This is a genomic window from Candidatus Accumulibacter vicinus (assembly GCF_000584955.1).
In the GTDB taxonomy this organism is placed as follows: Bacteria; Pseudomonadota; Gammaproteobacteria; order Burkholderiales; family Rhodocyclaceae; genus Accumulibacter; species Accumulibacter vicinus.
Genome location: NZ_JDSS02000013.1, coordinates 43,604 through 43,974, shown reverse-complemented (window position 1 = coordinate 43,974; position 371 = coordinate 43,604). Strand labels below are relative to the sequence as shown.

The following is a 371-nucleotide window of genomic DNA, read 5'->3' as shown; positions in this document are numbered from 1 at the left end:
GCCACCCTGGGGGCTTCCGTACCTACCGGCTCGACCCCGGTTCCCGGCAGCGCGGGCTACGTCGTTCCCAGCGGTTTCACGCAGGCTCCAACGCTCACACCGGCCGTGGCCGGAAGTACCTTCACGGTCCCCGGCACGCTCGGCAACGACTTCTTCATTCCCTCGGCGGGCGACAACTATCTGGGTGGCGGTGGCAACGATACCTACGTGATCAGCCCGATGACCTTGTCCGGTGCCGTCACCGCCAAGATCACCGACACCGAAGGCGCGAACGTCATCCAATGGGTCGACGGCATGACCCTCACCGCCAGCAGCTTCTACAACGACGCCGCGCAATTGACGCTCTCCACCGGCGCCAAGGTGCAGATCCT

General features: G+C 65.2%; 1 protein-coding gene. It reads left to right on the top strand.

Features of this window, described 5'->3' with window-relative positions:
• A partial coding sequence (locus CAPSK01_RS03495; RefSeq protein WP_273703018.1) for a hypothetical protein occupies positions 1–371 on the top strand: 371 nt, incomplete at both ends.